Source organism: Flavobacterium sp. UBA4854 (assembly GCF_002399805.1).
In the GTDB taxonomy this organism is placed as follows: Bacteria; Bacteroidota; Bacteroidia; order Flavobacteriales; family Flavobacteriaceae; genus Flavobacterium; species Flavobacterium ginsengisoli.
On sequence record NZ_DHEI01000028.1, the window covers coordinates 35073 to 37323 of the forward strand.

Sequence of the window (2251 nt, forward strand, 5' to 3'; positions counted from 1 at the left end):
CGCTCACCTCCAGAAAGTAAATCGCCTCGGTTAGTACGAATGTGCTCTAAGCTGAATTCTTCAATTAAGCTTTCCATTTTAGCAATTTGCTCTTCTTTAGAAAGTTTAGTCAATTGCAGTACACTAAGAATATTATCCTCAATGCTAAGTTTTCTAAATACAGAAGCTTCTTGTGCCAAATAACCAATTCCTTGTTGTGCACGTTTGTACATTGGGTAATCGGTAATATTCAAATCATCAAGATAAATGTTTCCTTGATTTGGTTTTACTAATCCCACAATCATGTAAAAAGACGTTGTTTTTCCAGCTCCATTTGGACCCAAAAGGCCTACAATTTCTCCTTGATTTACTTCAACNNATTATCGGCTCTTAATTTCATTTGTTTAATGTGAAAATTAGATAATTTGAAAATGAGATAATTTTTTTTAAAACTAAATCATGATCAATTTTATAATTTGATTTGAAAGGCAAAATAAGTGTAAAATATTCAATAGAATGAATCAATTAACAAATTATTGCGTTTTCAAAATTTAGAACTTGTATTTCAAAATTAAATAATTAGCGCATTTCAAGAGAAATTATCTAATTATCAAATTGACACATTTTCTAATTATTTGCCTTGCTCTTCAAGTGCTTCCCAAAATTCGTAAGCTCTTCTTAAATGAGGAATTACAATTGTTCCTCCAACAAGAGTTGCGATTCCCATTGCTTCCATCATTTCTTCTTTAGAAACACCTTCTTTATAACTTGTTTCTAAATGGTATTTTACACAGTCGTCACATCTCAAAACAGTTGAGGCAACTAAACCTAAAAGTTCTTTTGTTTTTACATCAAGAGCTCCCTCAGCATAAGCATTGGTGTCAAGATTAAAAATTCGCTTTACAATTTTGTTATTGTCAGCAAGCAGTTTTTCGTTCATTTTAGAACGATAGTCATTAAATTCTTGAATTATATCAGACATTTTCTTTCATTTTATTTTTATACACAATCTTCGAAATCCAGATGCTTAATTCGTAAATGATTAGCATCGGAATTGCAACAATGGTTTGACTCACAACGTCTGGCGGAGTTACAATTGCAGCAATAATTAAAATAATTACAACGGCGTATTTCCAATATTTTCTTAAAAAAGTAGGAGTTACTAAGCCTAATTTTGTTAAGAAGTAAATTGCAATTGGAAGCTCAAAAAAGATCGCACTTCCTAGAATACTTGTTTTTACCATTCCCATGTAAGATTCGAGTGTAAACTGATTTTTTACAACATCACTCACAGAGAAAGTAGCAACGAAATTAACCGACATCGGAATAACTACAAAATAGCCAAATAATACGCCTAAGAAGAAAAGCATTGAAGAAACAAAGATGAATACTTTTGCATTTTTGCGTTCTTTCTCATATAAAGCAGGACTAATAAACTTCCAGATTTCCCATAAAATATAGGGAAAACTCAAGATAAAACCTGCCAAAAGGCACATCCATACAAAAATATTTACCTGACCTTCCATTTCTGTATTCTGAATGATAAAATTCAATTCAGTAATACAAATGCTGTCTGCAAATCCTAATGAATGCGATAAATCACAGAACCAAACGTAGGTAAAAAATGTTGGCCTAATTGGCCCTAAAATAATCTGATCAAATAAATAATCACTGATAAAATAAGTGACAAATGCCATAATGCATATTGCAATTGTACTTCTAACTAATAACCATCTAAGTTCTTCAAGATGGTCCAAAAATGACATCTCGCCAAGGTTTTTCTTTGCCATTATACGATTCCTTCTTTTAAAATGTCATGTAAATGTAATACTCCTTTATATTCGCCATTGTCGGCTACGATTAATTGTGTAATCGAGAAATCTTCTAAAATATTTAAAGCGTCAACCGCCATAGTTTCCGAGGAAACTACTTTTGGATTTTTAGACATAATATCTTTTGCTGTTAAGTCTGCTATAGTATCTACGTCATTTAGCATTCTTCGGATGTCTCCATCAGTAATAATTCCAACAATTTTATTGTCTTCAATTACTGCTGTAACTCCTAATCTTTTTTCAGAAATTTCAAAAATTGCTTTTTTAATAGAAGTTTCTGGTGTAACTGCAGGTTTTAATGAATGCTCAATCATATCTTTAACTCGAAGCAGTAATTTTTTTCCTAAAGCTCCTCCTGGATGATAAACTGCAAAATCTTCGGGTTTAAAATCACGCATTTCCATTAAGCAAACCGCCAAAGCGTCACCCATTACAAGTTG

Annotated in this window: 3 protein-coding genes and 1 pseudogene; all 4 read right to left on the reverse strand. The window is 31.8% G+C overall.

What is annotated here, in order from left to right; translation table 11 throughout:
* Nucleotides 1-356 (reverse strand): annotated as a pseudogene (locus B3J44_RS03425) (ATP-binding cassette domain-containing protein); the annotation flags it as partial.
* 254 nt (nt 357-610) lie between these two features.
* Nucleotides 611-961, reverse strand: a complete 351-nt coding sequence (locus tag B3J44_RS03430; protein ID WP_223708414.1) for a carboxymuconolactone decarboxylase family protein — start codon at nt 959-961, stop codon at nt 611-613.
* Nucleotides 954-1769: a twin-arginine translocase subunit TatC gene (gene tatC, locus B3J44_RS03435; RefSeq protein WP_286965803.1), complete on the reverse strand. Its 816-nt coding sequence runs from the start codon at nt 1767-1769 to the stop codon at nt 954-956. Before tatC ends, B3J44_RS03430 begins: the two co-directional genes overlap by 8 nt.
* Nucleotides 1769-2251, reverse strand: a 483-nt coding sequence (locus tag B3J44_RS03440; protein ID WP_286965805.1) for a CBS domain-containing protein, incomplete at its 5' end; no start/stop codon positions are given. The genes tatC and B3J44_RS03440, both read right to left, overlap by 1 nt.